Annotated in this window: 13 protein-coding genes and 2 tRNA genes; 12 read left to right on the forward strand and 3 right to left on the reverse strand. The window is 58.2% G+C overall.

What is annotated here, in order from left to right:
• The first annotated feature begins 29 nt into the window (after window positions 1-29).
• The 12 genes from tpiA to JH25_RS08415 all read left to right on the forward strand — a co-directional run bounded on the left by tpiA (window position 30) and on the right by JH25_RS08415 (window position 11,203).
• Window positions 30-785 carry a triose-phosphate isomerase gene (tpiA, locus tag JH25_RS08465; RefSeq protein ID WP_005791483.1) on the forward strand — a complete coding sequence of 252 codons (756 nt, stop codon included), beginning with the start codon at window positions 30-32 and terminating at the stop codon, window positions 783-785.
• Between the two features lie 4 nt (window positions 786-789).
• The gene (gene secG / locus JH25_RS28230; RefSeq protein WP_003194191.1) at window positions 790-1,173 is read left to right on the forward strand and encodes a preprotein translocase subunit SecG; all 384 of its coding nucleotides are present in this window, start codon (window positions 790-792) and stop codon (window positions 1,171-1,173) included.
• A gap of 22 nt (window positions 1,174-1,195) precedes the next feature.
• Window positions 1,196-1,281: transfer RNA gene (locus tag JH25_RS08460), tRNA-Leu, on the forward strand.
• Window positions 1,282-1,377: 96 nt separating this feature from the next.
• Window positions 1,378-1,454: transfer RNA gene (locus JH25_RS08455), tRNA-Met, on the forward strand.
• Between the two features lie 140 nt (window positions 1,455-1,594).
• Window positions 1,595-2,053, forward strand: a complete 459-nt coding sequence (rimP, locus tag JH25_RS08450) for a ribosome maturation factor RimP (RefSeq protein ID WP_003235029.1) — start codon at window positions 1,595-1,597, stop codon at window positions 2,051-2,053.
• A gap of 47 nt (window positions 2,054-2,100) precedes the next feature.
• Window positions 2,101-3,582, forward strand: coding sequence for a transcription termination factor NusA (nusA, locus tag JH25_RS08445; protein WP_005791481.1), 1,482 nt, complete (start codon window positions 2,101-2,103; stop codon window positions 3,580-3,582).
• A gap of 27 nt (window positions 3,583-3,609) precedes the next feature.
• Entirely contained in the window at window positions 3,610-6,126 is a 2,517-nt protein-coding gene (gene infB / locus JH25_RS08440) for a translation initiation factor IF-2 (protein ID WP_032879444.1), read from the forward strand.
• Window positions 6,127-6,285: 159 nt separating this feature from the next.
• Window positions 6,286-6,681: a 30S ribosome-binding factor RbfA gene (gene rbfA / locus JH25_RS08435; RefSeq protein WP_003176137.1), complete on the forward strand. Its 396-nt coding sequence runs from the start codon at window positions 6,286-6,288 to the stop codon at window positions 6,679-6,681.
• Between the two features lie 3 nt (window positions 6,682-6,684).
• Window positions 6,685-7,602, forward strand: coding sequence for a tRNA pseudouridine(55) synthase TruB (truB, locus tag JH25_RS08430; protein ID WP_005791476.1), 918 nt, complete (start codon window positions 6,685-6,687; stop codon window positions 7,600-7,602).
• A 115-nt stretch (window positions 7,603-7,717) separates the two neighbouring features.
• Window positions 7,718-7,987, forward strand: coding sequence for a 30S ribosomal protein S15 (gene rpsO / locus JH25_RS08425; protein ID WP_003177875.1), 270 nt, complete (start codon window positions 7,718-7,720; stop codon window positions 7,985-7,987).
• 195 nt (window positions 7,988-8,182) lie between these two features.
• Window positions 8,183-10,288 carry a polyribonucleotide nucleotidyltransferase gene (gene pnp / locus JH25_RS08420; protein ID WP_005791474.1) on the forward strand — a complete coding sequence of 702 codons (2,106 nt, stop codon included), beginning with the start codon at window positions 8,183-8,185 and terminating at the stop codon, window positions 10,286-10,288.
• A 294-nt stretch (window positions 10,289-10,582) separates the two neighbouring features.
• The gene (locus JH25_RS08415; RefSeq protein ID WP_032879445.1) at window positions 10,583-11,203 is read left to right on the forward strand and encodes a BON domain-containing protein; all 621 of its coding nucleotides are present in this window, start codon (window positions 10,583-10,585) and stop codon (window positions 11,201-11,203) included.
• A gap of 294 nt (window positions 11,204-11,497) precedes the next feature.
• On the opposite strand, the gene JH25_RS08410 is transcribed toward JH25_RS08415, so the two are convergent.
• From JH25_RS08410 to acs, 3 genes are all read right to left on the reverse strand, one after another.
• Window positions 11,498-14,425, reverse strand: coding sequence for a DUF748 domain-containing protein (locus JH25_RS08410; RefSeq protein WP_032879446.1), 2,928 nt, complete (start codon window positions 14,423-14,425; stop codon window positions 11,498-11,500).
• An 87-nt stretch (window positions 14,426-14,512) separates the two neighbouring features.
• Window positions 14,513-15,529: a class I SAM-dependent rRNA methyltransferase gene (locus JH25_RS08405; protein WP_032879447.1), complete on the reverse strand. Its 1,017-nt coding sequence runs from the start codon at window positions 15,527-15,529 to the stop codon at window positions 14,513-14,515.
• Window positions 15,530-15,622: 93 nt separating this feature from the next.
• Window positions 15,623-17,560, reverse strand: coding sequence for an acetate--CoA ligase (acs, locus tag JH25_RS08400; RefSeq protein ID WP_032879448.1), 1,938 nt, complete (start codon window positions 17,558-17,560; stop codon window positions 15,623-15,625).
• Window positions 17,561-17,641: the final 81 nt, after the last annotated feature.

Genomic DNA, 17,641 nt, shown 5'->3' on the forward strand with positions numbered 1-17,641 from the left:
TGCGCCCACTTTGACCGACGGGGTACAGCATGCGTCGCACTATGGTAGCTGGTAACTGGAAGATGCACGGTACCCGCGCCAGTGTCGCTGAGCTGATCAATGGCCTTCGTCACTTGGCCTTGCCTAGCGGTGTTGATGTCGCGGTTTTCCCACCTTGCTTGCATATCAACCAAGTGGTTGATGGCTTGAAGGGCAAGTCGATCCAGGTCGGCGCGCAGAATTCTGCGGTGGAGCCCATGCAAGGCGCATTGACCGGTGAGATTTCGCCGAGTCAGTTGGTTGATGCGGGTTGTGCCTATGTACTCGTTGGGCACTCCGAGCGCCGTCAGATGATGGGCGAGCGGGATGCGACGCTCAATCGCAAGTTCGCCGCGGCACAGGCTTGTGGCTTGGTTCCGGTGTTGTGCATAGGGGAGACCCTTGAGCAGCGCGAATCGGGCAAGACTCTTGAGGTTGTCTCGCGTCAGCTGGGCAGCATCATCGAGGAGTTGGGTGTTGGTGCGTTTGCAAAGGCGGTTATTGCTTACGAGCCGGTCTGGGCCATTGGCACCGGACTGACTGCTACACCGCAACAGGCGCAGGATGTGCACGCAGCCATCCGCGCGCAGTTGGCGGCAGAGAATTCTGAAGTCGCGCAAGGTGTGCGGCTTCTATACGGCGGCAGCGTGAAGGCGGCCAATGCGGTCGAACTGTTCGGCATGCCGGATATCGATGGGGGGCTCATTGGTGGAGCTTCCCTGAATGCAGATGAGTTCGGTGCGATCTGTCGCGCCGCGGGAAACTGAAAAAATGCTGGAAACAGTCGTAGTCGTTTTTCATCTGTTGGCTGCCCTGAGCGTAGTTGCTCTGGTTTTGTTGCAACAGGGTAAAGGTGCGGATGCTGGTGCGTCTTTCGGTGCAGGTGCTTCAAATACTGTGTTCGGAAGCCAAGGTTCCTCTACCTTTCTTAGTAAGTTTACTGCTATACTTGCCGCAGGTTTCTTCATAACCAGCTTAGGGTTAGGTTACTTTGCTAAAGAGAAAGCTCATGTGCTGACTCAGGTAGGTTTGCCAAACCCAGCAGTGTTGGAAGTTCCAAAAGCAAAACCGGCTTCTGATGATGTCCCGGTGCTTCAAGAGCAAAAGTCGGCTACTCCAGCGACTGACGTACCTCCAGCTCAAGAGCAGAAGTAAGAAGGGTTGTAAGCGCTGTATTGCCGAGGTGGTGGAATTGGTAGACACGCAACCTTGAGGTGGTTGTGCCCATAGGGTGTAGGGGTTCGAGTCCCCTTCTCGGTACCAATTATCAGGAGAGCCCGCTGTTGCGGGCTTTCTTGTAGGTGGAAGGTTACATTGACCCTGTAAGGGATCGGTCGTATACTTCCGCCCCAGCTTTGTCGCGGGGTGGAGCAGTCTGGTAGCTCGTCGGGCTCATAACCCGAAGGTCGTCGGTTCAAATCCGGCCCCCGCAACCAGTTTTAGCGGAGCCCCTTTTAAGGGGCTTTTTGTTAGCTGGACACTTTCAACGCCGCTGTTCGACGGCGTTTCAAGGATGGGCGTTTCGCCCATTTTTTTATTTTGCACAGCATGCACATACATGCACGAGGGGGTTCAGGTGTCGAGCAAGCTAGAAGAGTTGCAGGCCTTGCTGGCCCCGGTGGTCGTGGCCCTAGGCTATGAATGCTGGGGTATTGAGTTTTCGGCTCAAGGTCGCCACTCAATGTTGCGCGTTTATATCGATAAAGAGGGCGGCGTGCTGGTGGACGATTGTGCCATTGTCAGCCGTCAGATCAGCGGTGTGCTGGATGTTGAAGATCCGATTTCCGTTGAGTACACCCTTGAAGTTTCCTCGCCAGGCATGGAACGCCCACTGTTCACTATTGATCAGTTTGCAAAATTTGCCGGTGAACAAGTGAAGATCAAGCTGCGTTCGCCCTTCGAAGGGCGACGCAACTTTCAGGGCCTTCTGCGCGGTGTAGAAGAACAGGATGTCGTGGTGCAGGTAGAAGACCATGAGTTCCTGTTGCCGATCGATATGATCGACAAGGCCAACATTATTCCCAGTTTTGACTGAGACGCGGATCCCGCGGATCCAATGGCTTGCGAAAGGCGAGGCGTACGATGAGCAAAGAAGTACTGCTGGTTGTTGAGTCGGTATCCAATGAAAAGGGCGTACCGGCAAACGTGATTTTTGAAGCGCTGGAGCTGGCCCTGGCCACTGCTACCAAAAAGCGTTTTGAAGACGAAGTTGATCTGCGTGTGGAAATCAACCGCCACACCGGTGCCTATGAGACTTTCCGTCGCTGGACGGTCGTCGAAGAAGCCGATCTTGATGATCCGGCCATCGAAACCTGGCCGAGCAAGGTTGCGCAAACGCACCCGGGCGCCCAGGTCGGTGATGTCGTCGAAGAAAAGATCGAATCGATCGAATTCGGCCGTATTGCTGCACAGACCGCCAAGCAGGTCATCGTGCAGAAGGTTCGTGAAGCCGAGCGCGCTCAAGTCGTTGACGCTTATCGCGAGCGCCTGGGTGAAATCATCTCCGGCACCGTGAAAAAAGTTACCCGCGACAATGTGATCGTCGACCTGGGCAACAACGCCGAAGCGTTGCTGGCCCGCGAAGACATCATCTCTCGCGAAACCTTCCGTGTCGGCGTGCGTCTGCGTGCGCTGCTCAAGGAAATCCGCACCGAGAACCGCGGTCCTCAGCTGATCCTGTCGCGTACCGCGCCGGAAATGCTGATCGAGCTGTTCCGCATCGAAGTGCCGGAAATTGCCGAAGGTCTGATCGAAGTCATGGCTGCGTCCCGCGATCCGGGTTCGCGTGCCAAGATCGCGGTTCGCTCCAAGGACAAACGCATCGACCCGCAAGGTGCTTGCATCGGTATGCGCGGTTCGCGCGTCCAGGCAGTGTCGGGCGAATTGGGCGGTGAGCGTGTGGATATCGTCCTGTGGGACGATAACCCGGCGCAGTTCGTGATCAACGCCATGTCGCCGGCTGAAGTGGCGGCAATTATCGTTGACGAAGATGCCCATGCAATGGACATCGCCGTTGGCGCAGACAATCTGGCTCAGGCCATTGGTCGTGGTGGTCAGAACGTGCGTCTGGCCAGCCAACTGACCGGCTGGACCCTGAACGTGATGACCGAATCGGACATCCAGGCTAAGCAGCAAGCTGAAACCGGTGACATCCTGCGCAACTTCATCGAAGAGTTGGAAGTCGATGAAGACCTGGCACAGGTACTGGTAGATGAAGGCTTCACCAGCCTGGAAGAGATTGCCTACGTACCGTTGGAAGAAATGCTCAACATCGACGGCTTTGACGAAGACACCGTCAACGAGCTTCGCGCTCGGGCCAAGGATCGTTTGTTGACTAAAGCCATCGCTACTGAGGAAAAGCTGGCAGACGCCCATCCGGCCGAAGACCTGCTCTCGCTTGAGGGTATGGACAAGGATTTGGCGATGGAACTGGCGGTGCGCGGCGTAATTACCCGCGAAGACCTGGCCGAGCAGTCTATTGACGATCTGCTCGACATCGACGGCATTGACGAAGATCGTGCCGGCAAGTTGATCATGGCCGCCCGAGCCCATTGGTTCGAGTAATTAGGCGCGGCCTGAGGAGAGAAGTGCATGACGCAAGTCACGGTGAAACAACTGGCCGATGAGGTCAAAACACCGGTAGAGCGCCTGTTGCAGCAGATGCGTGAGGCAGGTCTGCCGCACACCGCCGCCGATGAAGGTGTGAGCGATAGTGAGAAGCAGTCTTTGCTGACTCACTTGAAGAGCAGCCACAAGGCGAAAGTGGAAGAACCGCGCAAGATTACATTGCAGCGCAAAACCACCAGCACCCTGCGTGTTGCGGGTAGCAAGAGCATCAGCGTAGAAGTACGCAAGAAGAAAGTCTTCGTACAGCGCAGCCCGGAAGAAATCGAAGCCGAGCGCAAACGCGAGCTGGATGAACGTCGCGCAGTAGAAAATGCTGCTCGCCAGAAGGCTGAAGAAGAAGCCAAGCGTCGCGCCGAAGAAGAAGCGCGTCGCCAGCCTGCTGCTGCGCAACCTGCCAACACTGAAGCGGTTGCCGCTCCTGTTGAAGCTGTGCGTGAGGCCGCCCCGATTGCTGCTGCGCCTGCTCCTGCAGCTGACGCCCGCAAGCGCGACGAACCTCGTCGTCCGGACAAACCACGTGCCGACGATAACAATCGTCGCGGTGGTGGTGGCGATGGCGAGCGCAAAAACGCTCCGCATCGTGCCTCGGTCAAAGAGAAAGCGCCTGCTCCACGCGTTGCCCCACGTACTACCGACGAAGAAAGCGATGGCTTCCGTCGCGGTGGTCGCGGCAAGGCCAAGCTGAAAAAACGCAACGCCCACGGTTTCCAGAGCCCAACCGGCCCTGTCGTGCGTGAAGTGAAGATCGGCGAGACCATCACTGTGGGCGATCTGGCCCAGCAGATGTCGGTCAAGGCTGCTGAAATCATCAAGTTCATGTTCAAGCTGGGCACCCCGGCCACCATCAACCAGGTACTGGATCAGGAAACTGCCCAGTTGGTTGCTGAAGAGCTGGGCCACAAAGTGACCCTGGTCAGCGACACCGCCCTGGAAGATTCCCTGGCCGAGTCCCTGAAGTTTGAAGGCGAGGCAGTTTCCCGTGCACCGGTTGTGACCGTAATGGGCCACGTTGACCACGGTAAAACTTCCCTGCTCGACTACATCCGTCGTGCCAAGGTTGCCGCAGGCGAAGCCGGTGGTATTACCCAGCACATCGGTGCATACCACGTTGAAACCGAACGCGGCATGGTCACCTTCCTCGACACTCCAGGTCACGCCGCGTTTACCGCAATGCGTGCCCGTGGTGCCAAGGCGACCGACATCGTGATCCTGGTGGTTGCAGCGGACGACGGCGTAATGCCGCAGACCATTGAAGCTGTCCAGCACGCCAAGGCTGCCGGTGTTCCTCTGGTTGTAGCCGTGAACAAAATCGACAAGCCCGGCGCCGATCTCGATCGCATCCGTAGCGAACTGTCGGTTCACGGCGTGACATCCGAGGAATGGGGTGGCGAGACGCCATTCGTATCGGTCTCGGCGAAAATGGGTACCGGCGTTGACGAACTGCTCGAAGCGGTCCTGTTGCAAGCTGAAGTCCTGGAATTGACTGCTACGCCTTCGGCTCCTGGCCGTGGTGTGGTAGTTGAATCGCGCCTCGACAAGGGCCGTGGCCCGGTCGCGACCGTGCTGGTTCAAGACGGTACCCTGCGCCAAGGCGACATGGTGCTGGTCGGTTCGAACTACGGCCGTGTACGTGCCATGCTCGACGAGAACGGCAAGCCAATCAAGGAAGCAGGTCCTGCTATCCCGGTCGAGATCCTCGGCCTGGACGGTACGCCGGACGCTGGCGACGAGATGAGCGTAGTTGCCGACGAGAAGAAAGCCCGTGAAGTGGCTCTGTTCCGTCAAGGCAAGTTCCGCGAAGTCAAGCTGGCCCGTGCTCACGCCGGCAAGCTGGAAAACATCTTCGAGAACATGGGCCAGGAAGAGAAGAAGACGCTTAACATCGTCCTCAAATCCGACGTCCGTGGTTCCCTCGAAGCGTTGAACGGCGCCTTGAACGGCCTGGGTAACGACGAAGTGCAAGTGCGTGTTGTCGGTGGCGGTGTCGGTGGTATCACCGAGTCCGACGCCAACCTGGCACTGGCTTCCAACGCTGTACTGTTCGGCTTCAACGTGCGTGCCGATGCTGGCGCTCGCAAGATCGTCGAGCAGGAAGGTCTGGACATGCGTTACTACAACGTCATCTACGACATCATCGAAGACGTCAAGAAAGCCCTTACCGGTATGCTTGGCAGCGATGTCCGGGAGAACATCCTGGGTATCGCCGAGGTGCGTGACGTGTTCCGCTCGCCGAAATTCGGCGCGATCGCCGGTTGCATGGTTGTCGAAGGCACCGTGTACCGTAACCGTCCGATCCGTGTACTGCGTGAAGACATCGTTATCTTCGAAGGCGAGCTGGAATCCCTGCGCCGCTTCAAGGATGACGCTGCCGAAGTACGTGCCGGCATGGAATGCGGTATCGGCGTCAAGAGCTACAACGACGTCAAGGTTGGCGACAAGATCGAAGTCTTCGAGAAGGTTCAGGTTGCTCGCAGCCTCTAACTCGCGCACTTCAGGAGCCACACAGCGCGTGGGCATGTATTTGCCCCGCGCCGTGTCCGGACTCTAAACGCAACGCCCGGTCTGGCTTTTGTCAGGCCGGGCGTTTGCCGCTTTCAGACCCCACGGGTTTCACCGTGTGGCAGTAACAGGTAACAAGACATGGCAAAAGAATACAGCCGTACCCAGCGTATCGGCGATCAGATGCAGCGTGAGCTGGCTCAACTGATCCGTCGCGAAGTCAAAGACCCCCGCGTTGGCCTGGTCACCATCACCGCCGTTGAAGTGAGCCGTGACGTGGGTCATGCCAAAATCTTCATCACCGTGATGGGGCAGGACAACAGCGAAGAAATCGCGCAAAGCATCAAGGTGCTCAACTCCGCCGCAGGTTTCCTGCGGATGCAGTTGGCCCGCGAAATGAAGCTGCGCAGCGTTCCGCAGTTGCACTTCCATTACGACGAAAGCGTCGTGCGTGGCGCGCACCTCTCGGCCTTGATCGAGCGCGCCGTGGCTGAAGACAGTCAGCATCCGTCCACACCTGAAGACGCCAAGGAGTAAGCGGTGGCTCAGGTCAAACGTATCCGTCGCAACGTCAGTGGCATCATTCTGCTCGACAAGCCCATTGGTTTTACCTCCAATGCGGCGCTGCAGAAGGTCCGCTGGCTGCTTAACGCCGAGAAGGCGGGACACACCGGCAGCCTGGATCCACTGGCCACCGGCGTTCTGCCGTTGTGCTTTGGTGAGGCCACCAAGTTCTCGCAGTACCTGCTTGATTCGGACAAGGGTTATGAAACCCTCATGCAACTGGGCAAGACAACCACCACGGCAGACGCCGAAGGTGATGTTTTGCAGGTTCGCGACGTGACCGTTGGTCGTGCGGATATCGAAGCTGCATTACCTGCTTTTCGTGGGCAAATCAGTCAGATACCGCCGATGTACTCGGCGCTCAAGCGGGATGGGCAACCTCTTTATAAGCTGGCACGTGCGGGCGAAGTGGTGGAGCGCGAACCGCGTTCTGTTACTATTGCCCGGCTGGAACTGCTCGCCTGTGAAGGTGACACTGCTCGATTGGCGGTGGACTGCAGCAAAGGCACCTATATCCGTACCCTCGTGGAAGATATTGGTGAGAAGCTGGGCTGCGGTGCTTATGTAGCTGAACTGCGACGTACCCAGGCAGGCCCTTTCACCCTGGCCCAGACGGTCACGCTGGAAGAGCTGGAAGCGGTGCACGCCGAAGGCGGCAACGAAGCGGTTGATCGCTTCCTGATGCCCTCGGACAGCGGTTTGCTGGATTGGCCATTGCTGCACTTCTCGGAGCACAGCGCGTTCTACTGGCTCAACGGCCAGCCGGTACGCGCCCCGGATGCCCCGAAGTTCGGCATGGTGCGAGTACAGGATCATAACGGTCGCTTTATCGGTATCGGTGAAGTGAGCGAAGACGGGCGCATCGCGCCGCGTCGACTGATTCGGTCAGAATGACCGAACGAGGGTGGCTGTTAATAGGCATGGTCACTTCTCATTTATAGATACGGGGGTATGCCCTCGGCCTATTGAGATCACCCCTTGGGTGGTTTCCTGAAAAAAGGATTGCCTCATGGCTCTCGACGTTCAAGAAAAAGCACAAATCGTAGCTGACTATCAGCAAGCTGTTGGTGACACTGGTTCCCCAGAAGTGCAAGTTGCACTGCTGACCCACAACATCAACAAACTGCAAGGTCACTTCAAGGCCAACGGTAAAGACCACCACTCCCGTCGTGGTCTGATCCGCATGGTAAACCAGCGCCGTAAGCTGCTGGACTACCTGAAAGGCAAGGATCTGGGTCGTTATCAGACTCTGATCGGTCGCCTGGGTCTGCGTCGCTAATCAGCGATTGCGCTAGAGGTTGGTTGTCTGCCGTGTGCCAGTGGGATTCCCGCTGGCCCATGGTAGGCTCCCAGCCTCAAGTTTTATCTGGATACACGTTTTACCCTGGACGAGGGTCGGGCCGATTCCCGACATTGCCCAAGAATTTCGCAAGAAGACAAGTTCCCCCAAGAGCCACAAAGAAGGTAGGACACCGTGAACCCGGTTATCAAAAAATTCCAGTTCGGTCAGTCGACCGTTACCCTCGAGACAGGCCGTATCGCCCGTCAAGCCTCCGGCGCAGTGCTGGTTACCGTTGACGACGACGTTACCGTACTGGTGACCGTGGTTGGCGCCAAGACCGCTGACCCGAGCAAGGGCTTCTTCCCTCTGTCCGTTCACTACCAGGAAAAGACTTACGCTGCCGGTAAGATCCCTGGCGGTTTCTTCAAGCGCGAAGGCCGTCCTTCCGAGAAAGAAACCCTGACATCCCGACTGATCGACCGTCCGATCCGTCCGCTGTTCCCAGAAGGCTTCATGAACGAAGTGCAGGTTGTCTGCACCGTCGTTTCCACCAGCAAAAAGACCGATCCGGACATCGCTGCGATGATCGGTACTTCGGCTGCGCTGGCGATCTCGGGCATTCCGTTCGATGGTCCTATCGGTGCCGCTCGCGTTGCTTTCCATGAAAGCACCGGTTACCTGCTGAACCCATCTTACGAGCAGCAGAAAGCTTCGAGCCTGGACATGGTCGTTGCCGGTACCTCCGAAGCCGTATTGATGGTTGAGTCGGAAGCCAAAGAGCTGACCGAAGACCAGATGCTGGGCGCCGTACTGTTTGCTCACGACGAGTTCCAGGTGGTAATCAACGCGGTCAAGGAATTGGCTGCCGAAGCTGCCAAGCCAACCTGGACCTGGGCTGCTGCCCCGGAAGCCACCGACCTGCTGGGCGCTATCCGCTCCGAGTTCGGCGCTGCCATCTCCGACGCCTACACCATCACCGTCAAGGCCGACCGTTACGCTCGCCTGGGCGAGTTGAAGGACCAGGTTGTCGCCAAGTTGTCCGGTGAAGAAGGCCAGCCTTCTGCCAGCGACGTCAAGGCTGCATTCGGCGAAATCGAATACCGCACCGTTCGCGAAAACATCGTTAACGGCAAGCCACGTATCGACGGTCGCGACACTCGCACCGTGCGCCCGCTGAACATCGAAGTCGGCGTGCTGCCCAAGACTCACGGTTCGGCGCTGTTCACCCGTGGTGAAACCCAGGCCCTGGTAGTCGCGACTCTGGGTACTGCCCGTGACGCACAACTGCTGGACACCCTGGAAGGCGAGAAAAAAGACCCGTTCATGCTGCACTACAACTTCCCTCCGTTCTCGGTGGGCGAGTGTGGCCGCATGGGTGGTGCTGGTCGTCGTGAAATCGGTCACGGCCGTCTGGCCCGTCGTTCGATTGCTGCGATGCTGCCGGCTGCCGATGTGTTCCCGTACACCATCCGTGTCGTATCGGAAATCACTGAGTCCAACGGTTCCAGCTCGATGGCTTCCGTTTGCGGTGCTTCCCTGGCGCTGATGGACGCTGGTGTGCCGATGAAGGCGCCGGTTGCCGGTATCGCCATGGGCCTGGTTAAAGAAGGCGAGAAGTTCGCCATCCTGACCGACATCCTGGGCGACGAAGACCACCTGGGCGACATGGACTTCAAAGTAGCCGGTACCGCTAAAGGCGTAACCGCGCTGCAGATGGACATCAAGATCAAGGGCATCACTGAAGAGATCATGGAAATCGCTCTGGGCCAAGCCCTGGAAGCGCGCCTGAACATCCTCGGCCAGATGAACCAGATCATTGGCCAGTCGCGTACCGAACTGTCGGAAAACGCTCCGACCATGATCGCGATGAAAATCGACACCGACAAAATCCGTGATGTTATCGGTAAAGGCGGCGCGACCATCCGTGCGATCTGTGAAGAAACCAAGGCTTCGATCGACATCGAAGACGACGGCTCGATCAAGATCTTCGGCGAAACCAAGGAAGCGGCTGAAGCTGCACGCCAACGCGTCCTGGGCATCACCGCTGAGGCCGAGATCGGCAAGATCTACGTCGGCAAGGTTGAGCGCATCGTCGACTTCGGCGCATTCGTCAACATCCTGCCGGGCAAAGACGGTCTGGTTCACATCTCCATGCTGAGCGACGCTCGTGTTGAGAAAGTGACCGACATTCTCAAAGAAGGCCAGGAAGTGGAAGTGCTGGTACTGGACGTGGACAACCGCGGCCGTATCAAGCTGTCCATCAAGGACGTAGCAGCAGCCAAGGCTTCGGGCGTTTAATCACCCCGCGTTCTAGCTGAAAAAAAGGGACTCTTCGGAGTCCCTTTTTTGTGGGAGAAGGAAATTCCCCTAAAATCAGTTGTTTAGTCGCCTGCAAAAACCGCAACTTGCACGCAGGCACGACCTGCTTCATGCAACTTGCACGATTTCGAAAATCGCTCTGTTTTTTAACTTGTTGTTTTATAAAGATTTTGTCCTGTTATCCCACTTGGCACGCCGCCTGCACTATCCCTGTTAGCGCTGCAGCATGAAGGTTTACGTCTGCAGACTTTTAATAAAACAGGAGTTATTCGTATGAAGAAGTTCGCTCTCGCTACTGCTACCGCTCTGACCCTGGCGATGGGTGCTAACGTAGCCTTTGCTCAGACTTCCCAAGCCCCTATGACTTTGGCGGCCGGTGAAGCGACCAAGGCTAAGGAAAGCGTTTCGGATACTTGGATCACCACTAAAGTCAAAGCCGACCTGCTGACCGAAAAAGGCATTCCGGGTTCGGACATCAAGGTTGAGACCAACAAAGGTGTGGTTTCCCTGTCCTCCGACGTAGCAGTCTCGGATTCGCAGAAAGCCACTGCTGTAGCCATCACCAAGAAAATCAAAGGTGTGAATGCTGTTTCGGCTGACGGTCTGCTGGCTGGCGGCGCTGTCAAAGCTGACGGCATCGACAAAACCAAAGGTGCGGCACACGACGCTAAAGAAACCACCAGCGACACTTGGATCACCACCAAAGTGAAGGCTGACCTGGTTACCGAGAAGGGCATTCCTGGCACTGACATCAAGGTTGAGACCAACAAGGGCGTAGTGTCCCTGTCGTCTCCGACTGCTGTGACTGCATCGCAGAAAGAAACTGCGGTTGCCATCACCAAGAAAATCAAAGGCGTTAAAGCTGTATCGGCCGACGGCCTGAAAGCAGAGTAACGTTAAAGGTTTCGTTTGAACGATATAGCGGCGGCTTAGGGTGAGCTAGTTATCCACCCGATGCACCTCTGGAGTTCATGCGACCGACCACACGGATGTGGTCATTACAGGCCCCGGCACTTGTGTCGGGGCCTGTTCTATTTTGGGGTTGAAACAAAACTGCCAGCCAACCCCCCAAAAAAAATGTGGGAGCTGGCTTGCCAGCGATGTTGGCACCTCAGTCATTCGGTTGCACCGAGGTGATGCTATCGCAGGCAAGCCAGCTCCCACATTAGGATAGGCGTTGCTCAGAAGTTACTCAGCATCCAGATGCATTGGGGTGATGACCCGACCATCTTTCTCCGCCTGCCCCAGTTGCGCATCAATGAAGTACACCCGCTCATCTTCCAACTGGGCCTTGTCCACCAAGTAATCCTTGATGGTACTGGCGCGCTCCTGGCCCAGTTGGCGCAGCAGCACATCACTGCCGCTCCAGAACTTGATCACACCCTCTTTGAGCTTCGCCGAGCGCTCATCGCTGCCAAGGTTTTTCCATTCGGCGGGAGGTTGCTGTTTAAGACGGGTGCGGTAGATACCTTCCAGCAACGGTGCTTTTTCTTTCTCGGGCACTTCAAGCAACGAAGCTTGGGCCGGGACTTTGTCGCCACGGCGCTGGAGGATCTTGTAGTAGTTGTACTGGTATTCACGTTCCAGTCGCTGTGCCGCCAGGAACGGCCCGTCGCTGCTGGCAGCAGCCGTGCCTTCGATTTCCAGGCGCAGGGTAGGGCGCTCTTTCAATGCCTTGGCCAAGGTATTCAGCGCGCCCTCGGCATCTTTGTTCAGCTCACTGGAGCCGGCGGCGAACGAAACATTACCCAGGTCTTCAGAGCCGCCACCCGTCACCAGCCCGCCAATAAACTTGAAGGGCGCGGTCGCTGCGCGGACGACGAGGTTACGCAGGGTTTGCCACACAATCGGCATCACGCTGAATTGCGGGTTGTTCAGGTCGCCACTGACCGGCAGTTCGATCGAGATCTTGCCGTCGCTGTCCTTGAGCAGGGCGATGGCCAGGCGAATCGGCAAGTCCACCGCATCGGAGCTGTCGACTTTCTCACCCAGTTGCAACTGTTCGACCACCACTTTGTTTTCAGCCTTCAACTGGCCCTTGGTGATCACGTAGTGCAAGTCGAGATTCAGCCGGCCCTTGCGGATACGGAAGCCTGCGAACTTGCCCGAGTAAGGTGTCAGGTTGGTCAACTCGACACGTTTGAAGCTGGTCGCGATATCCAGGGCTGCCATCGGATCAAACGGGTTCACGCTGCCCTTGATGGTCACCGGGGCGTAACGGTCTACCTTACCCTTGATATCGACGCTGGCCGGTTTGGCCTGGCGACTATCGATGGTGCCAATCTGGCCGTTGAGCTGTTGAATCGCGGTGGCGAAGTTGGGCGTGAGGCTGAAGTCGGCAAAGTTGGCCGAACCATCGTTAATTGCGATCTGCCCGATGTGGATGCCCAAGGGCTTGTCTTTGCTGGCCGCCGGCTTGGCGGCTGATTTGGCACCACTGTCGGCAGGCTGGGGAATCAGCAAGTCATCGATGTTGGTGGTGCGATCGTCGTTGATCATGAAGCGCGCATACGGCTGCAGCAGGTTGACCTTGTCGATCGACAGGCTCTGACCGTGCTGATAGTTCACACCCTCCAGTACCAGGCGCTGCCACTTGAGGAAGTCGCGGGTCTTGAGGGTGTCCAGGGTATGCAACTGATCGACCTGAGCGCGGCCGGTGATTTGCAGGGCCAACGGCTCGGTGCTCTTGAGGTTCACATCCAGGTTGCCGCCCAACATGCCGCTGCGCAGTTCCAGGCGAATAAACGGGCTGATATACGACTGGGCCACCCGCAGGTCGATGTCCTGGGTATTCACTTTCAGCTTGGCGCTGACCGGGTTGAGGTTAACCTCGCCGGTTGCCTGGATCTTGCCTTGCTTGCCCACGCCACTATCGACCTTCAAGGTGAAGGGGCTTTGGTTGAGGCTGTCGAAGTTCTGCATGTCGACATTCAACGGGCCCAGTTCCAGCGCCACCGCAGGTTTGGCCTGGCGGTCGGCCAGGTGTACCTGATAGTTACGCAGTTGCACATCCTTGAGCATCACTTGCCAGGGTTTGCTTGGCGCTGCCGGTTGGGCTTCAGGTGCGTCGGCGTCGGCGTCGGCGTTGGCCGGTGCCGGTGTTGGCTTGCTTGGCTGGCTGGCGAACAGTTTCTGCCAGTCGAGTTGGCCATCGGCTTCAAGAGCGGCCCAGGTTTCCAGCTTGTTGCTGCGGATTTTGCCGACGACTACCTGCTGCTTGGCCAGGTCCACCGTGGTTTCGCTGACATCCAGGCGTTCCAGGCGTACCAATGGCCGGCCATCCGGCGCCTTGATCGCGAAGGGCGCAATGCTGGCGGCGGTGTTGGTCAGGTTCAGCTCGGTCTCTTTGGCCAGGCTGAACTTATAGTCGGTGCTGAAGTTAAGCACGCCGTCTTCCAGCACCAGTGGCAAGGCGTCACGTACATACGGCCACCAGGCTTTCATCTTGCCGTCGGTGACCTTCAAGGTACCTTCGGAGGTGATCGGTACCAGGCTGACATTACCTTTCCAGTCAATCTGCCCGCCGTCAGGGCCAGCGGCCACCAGGGTCATGTCGGCGTTGTCTTCGGGCAAGGTGCTGAGGTTTTTCAGCTCGAAGTCGAGTTTGTCGTAGAGGAATTCGATAGGTTCGCTGGGGCGCAGATCTCGGAAATGCAGATTGCCGCCCGCCAGTTTGATGCTGTCGATACGCAGCGGGAACGGTTTGGCATCGGGATCTGCGGGAGTCGGTTCGCTCGGCGGCAGTTTGAACAACTGCGCCAGGTTCAACTGGCCGGATTTGTCGAACAGCAGTTCGGTCTTGGGCTGGTCCAGTTGCACATCAGCCAGGTGCAGGGCGCGGGTCCAGAGACTGTCGGCCTGCAGGTTGGCGTAGAAGCGCTGGAAGCCCACTTGTTCTTTGCCCGGCTCACCGATCTTCAGGCCCCATAGCGTGAGTTCCAGGCTGAACGGGTTGAGCTCGATGCGCTCGATTCGCGCCGGCACCGTGGCGTAATTCGCCAACTGTTGGTTGGCAATGCGAAGAGCGATGCCGGGTAAAATCAGAAAGCCCAGCAAGCTGTACAAAGCAAGGGCGGTCAACAAGGCGCCTGCGGCGCGGATCAATCCTTTGGGCATGGGTGACGCCATCTGTGTCGAACGAGAGTGCCTTGGAGTATGGCACGGTAATTCGGTTCCGAAGAACAGTGGCTGCTGGGAAACTTCCTACAAATGCAGGATCAAGGTCTTTAACGGAGGCTGCTGATCCGTGGAAGGAAAGTCTGCCCCGGGTGTCATGACCTGCCAGTCGCGCACTGGGCGGCCGGCTTTTTCTGCGCAACGCAGCACCTGTTCACGCCAGTCATCCATGCTGACTTTCGCCAGGTTGTTACAACAGATCAGTACCCCATTGTCAGCGGTGGTCAGCAGCGCGGGCTTGAGCAAGCTCTGATAGTCGCGCAGCAGGTCGACGGTGCCGAACGCGCTTTTGGCCCAGGCGGGCGGATCAAGCAGGACCAGGTCGTACTGGCGCTGCTCCAGGCGCGGATAGCTCGGCAGCTTTTGGCCGCGACGCTGGGTGATCGGCAGGCCCGCCAGTTGGCGAATGGCCGGGAAGTAATCGGACTGTATGAACTCCATGTTCGGCAATTGTGGATTGAGCAGGCCATTTTCACGCCCCACCGCCAGGTTGCCCTCGGCAAAATCCAGGTTGCACACTTCGCGTGCGCCGCCGGCGGCCGCGCTCAAGCCCACGCCGCAGGTGTAGGCGAACAGGTTCAGCACGCTTTTGCCGGCGCTGTGATCCTTCACCCAACCACGGGTGTTACGCAGGTCGAGGAACAGCAACGGGTCCTGCCCGGCATGGCGCCCCCGCACACGGTAGCTGAGGCCCCACTCGTGGCCGACCAGGTCTTCCAGCGCCGCAGGCTCTGCGCGGTATACCGTGTCTTCACGATCGATACGCGAGTTGCCTCGGGCACGGTCGTTGTACACCAGCAGCAATTCCAGGCCCATGTATTGGTTGATCAGTTGATGCAGGTCCAGAAGGTCTGCGCTGTCCAGCGACTGATGGAAGCTCTGCACCAGCAATTGCGGGCCGTAGCGGTCGATGGTCAAGCCGCCGGCGCCTTCCTGGCTGCCGTGGAACAGCCGGTAGCAGTCTGTACCCTGGGCGTGCAGTTCGTTGATCAGGTCTTGGCGGTGATCGAGGGCGGCGCGCAGCGCCTGATTCAGGGGGGTCATGAAGCGCGCCTTGCTTGCAGAAAAATAAGAAAATCGGGACGCGGAGTTTAACAGTTAACCCCGGCCTGCACAGGCCGGGGATTATCCTGAGCGCTATCGGTTCAGGCGTTTGTCGATCAACCCGTCTACGACGCTTGGGTCAGCCAGGGTTGAGGTATCGCCCAGGCTGTCCAGTTCGTTGCAGGCGATCTTGCGCAAGATGCGCCGCATGATCTTTCCGGAGCGGGTTTTCGGCAAGGCAGGCGCCCACTGGATCAGTTCCGGTTTGGCAAAGCTGCCAATTTCCTTGCTGACCAGGTCCAGCAGGTGTTTTTTCAGCGCATCGCTGGGTTCGACGCCGTTCATTGGCGTTACAAAGGCATAGATGCCCTGGCCCTTGACGTCATGGGGATAGCCGACCACAGCGGCTTCAGCGACCTGGTCATGCAGCACCAGGGCGCTTTCGACCTCGGCGGTGCCGATGCGATGGCCGGACACGTTGATCACATCATCGATGCGGCCGGTGATCCAGTAGTCGCCGTCTTCATCGCGGCGCGCGCCGTCGCCGGTGAAGTAGTAGCCGGGATAGGGCTTGAAGTAAGTGTCGATCATACGCTGCGGGTCGCCGTAGACGCTGCGAATCTGCCCCGGCCAGCTTGATTTGATAGCGAGGACGCCGCTGCCGGCGCCGCTGATTTCCTTGCCCTGCTCATCGAGCAGCACCGGTTGTACGCCGAACATCGGCTGTGTCGCGCAGCCCGGCTTGATGCGCTGGGCGCTGACCAGCGGGCTGAGCATGATGCCGCCGGTTTCGGTTTGCCACCAGGTATCGACGATGGGGCAGCGCTGCTCGCCCACCGCATTGAAGTACCAGTCCCAGGCCTCCGGGTTGATCGGCTCACCGACACTGCCCAGCAGGCGCAGGCTGGCGCGGGAGGTGCTCTCCAATGGGCCGTGGCCTTCACGCATCAGGGCGCGCAAAGCGGTGGGCGCGGTGTAGAAAATATTCACCTGATGTTTATCGATCACCTGCCAGAAGCGCGAGCTGTCCGGATAACTCGGTACGCCCTCGAACATCAGCGAAGTGGCGCCATTGGCCAGCGGACCGTAGACGATGTAGCTATGCCCGGTGACCCAGCCCACATCGGCGGTGCACCAGAACACTTCGCCCTCTTGGTAGTCGAGTACGTACTTGAAGGTCATCGCCGCTTGCAGCAGGTAGCCGCCAGTGGTGTGCAGCACGCCCTTGGGTTTGCCGGTGCTGCCGGAGGTGTAGAGGATGAACAGCGGATCCTCGGCGTCCATCGGCTCGGGTGGGCAGTTGTCGCTGGCGGCGTCCAGGGCTGCTTGGTACTTGAGGTCGCGGCCCTCGTTCCAGTTCACGCTGGCTCCGGTGCGCTCGACCACCAGCACCGTGCTGACGTTCGGGCAACTGGCCAGGGCTTTATCGACATTCTGTTTCAGCGCCACGGGCTTGCCCCCGCGCACACCTTCGTCGGCGGTTATCACGGTGCGGCAGTCGGCATCGAGAATACGGTCACGCAGGGCGTCAGGCGAAAACCCGCCAAACACCACCGAGTGCACCGCGCCAATTCGCGTGCAGGCCAGCATGGCGTAGGCCGCTTCCGGGATCATCGGCATGTAGATGCACACGCGGTCGCCTTTTTTCACGCCACGGTTTTTCAGCACATTGGCCAGGCGGCTGACGTTTTGATGCAGTTGGCGGTAAGTGATCGTGGAGGATTTTGACGGATCGTCGCCCTCCCAGATGAAGGCCGGCTGATCGGCGCGTTGCGCCAGGTGACGGTCAATGCAGTTGTAGCTGACGTTCAGTTGGCCGCCGGCAAACCATTGGGCGGCACCGGTATTGATGTCTGACTGCTGGACGGTGTGCCACGGTGTTATCCAGTCCAGAAAGCCCTTGGCCTGTTCGGCCCAGAAGGTCTCTGGCTGCTTGATGGATTGGCGATAGAGGCGCTGATAGTCTTCTTGACTGAGTTGCGCAGCCCGGCGGACGGCATCGGCGGTGGGAAACGTGCTGATATCGAACATGAGCGATCCTTATTCTTGTTTTTGCGACAAGTGATAAAGATGCACCCTGTGGTGGGAGGGTTCAAGGCCAACGTCCAAACA

It is taken from the genome of Pseudomonas sp. BRG-100 (assembly GCF_000737955.1).
Taxonomy (GTDB): Bacteria; Pseudomonadota; Gammaproteobacteria; order Pseudomonadales; family Pseudomonadaceae; genus Aquipseudomonas; species Aquipseudomonas synxantha_A.

Bases quoted from the DNA above. Each gene is read 5' to 3' on its own strand.
- tpiA (WP_005791483.1), top strand. From the start codon at position 30: ATGCGTCGCACTATGGTAGCTGGTAACTGGAAGATGCACGGTACCCGC.
- secG (WP_003194191.1), top strand. From the start codon at position 790: ATGCTGGAAACAGTCGTAGTCGTTTTTCATCTGTTGGCTGCCCTGAGC.
- nusA (WP_005791481.1), top strand. From the start codon at position 2,101: ATGAGCAAAGAAGTACTGCTGGTTGTTGAGTCGGTATCCAATGAAAAG.
- infB (WP_032879444.1), top strand. From the start codon at position 3,610: ATGACGCAAGTCACGGTGAAACAACTGGCCGATGAGGTCAAAACACCG.
- rbfA (WP_003176137.1), top strand. From the start codon at position 6,286: ATGGCAAAAGAATACAGCCGTACCCAGCGTATCGGCGATCAGATGCAG.
- rpsO (WP_003177875.1), top strand. From the start codon at position 7,718: ATGGCTCTCGACGTTCAAGAAAAAGCACAAATCGTAGCTGACTATCAG.
- JH25_RS08415 (WP_032879445.1), top strand. From the start codon at position 10,583: ATGAAGAAGTTCGCTCTCGCTACTGCTACCGCTCTGACCCTGGCGATG.
- JH25_RS08410 (WP_032879446.1), bottom strand. From the start codon at position 14,425: ATGCCCAAAGGATTGATCCGCGCCGCAGGCGCCTTGTTGACCGCCCTT.
- JH25_RS08405 (WP_032879447.1), bottom strand. From the start codon at position 15,529: ATGACCCCCCTGAATCAGGCGCTGCGCGCCGCCCTCGATCACCGCCAA.
- acs (WP_032879448.1), bottom strand. From the start codon at position 17,560: ATGTTCGATATCAGCACGTTTCCCACCGCCGATGCCGTCCGCCGGGCT.